General features: G+C 70.1%; 1 pseudogene. It reads left to right on the top strand.

The annotated features are described in order from the left end of the window. A pseudogene (locus tag EN850_RS34350) lies at window positions 1-361 on the top strand (NADPH-dependent 2,4-dienoyl-CoA reductase); the annotation flags it as partial.

The following is a 361-nucleotide window of genomic DNA, read 5'->3' as shown; positions in this document are numbered from 1 at the left end:
CCCAGTTGCGCAACCGCGTATTGATGGGCTCGATGCACACCGGCCTGGAGGATCGCGCCCGCGACTTCCCGCGGCTGGCGGCCTACTTCGCCGAACGCGCCGAGGGCGGCGTCGGCCTGATCGTCACCGGCGGCTTCGCACCGAACGTGGTCGGCTGGCTGAAGCCGTTCGGCGGCAAGCTGTCCTGGCCCTGGGAAGTGCGGCCGCACCGCCAACTGACCGCCGCCGCGCACCAGCATGGCGCGAAGATCTGCCTGCAGCTGCTGCATGCCGGCCGCTATGCCTACCACCCCTTGTCGGTGGCACCGTCGAAGCTGAAGGCACCCATCAACCCGTTCACCCCGCGCGCACTGTCGGCCAG

The organism is Mesorhizobium sp. M8A.F.Ca.ET.207.01.1.1 (genome assembly GCF_004794715.1).
Classification (GTDB): Bacteria; Pseudomonadota; Alphaproteobacteria; order Rhizobiales; family Rhizobiaceae; genus Mesorhizobium.
Note: the sequence above shows the minus strand (reverse complement) of the source record. Positions and strands in the feature narration are given on the sequence as shown.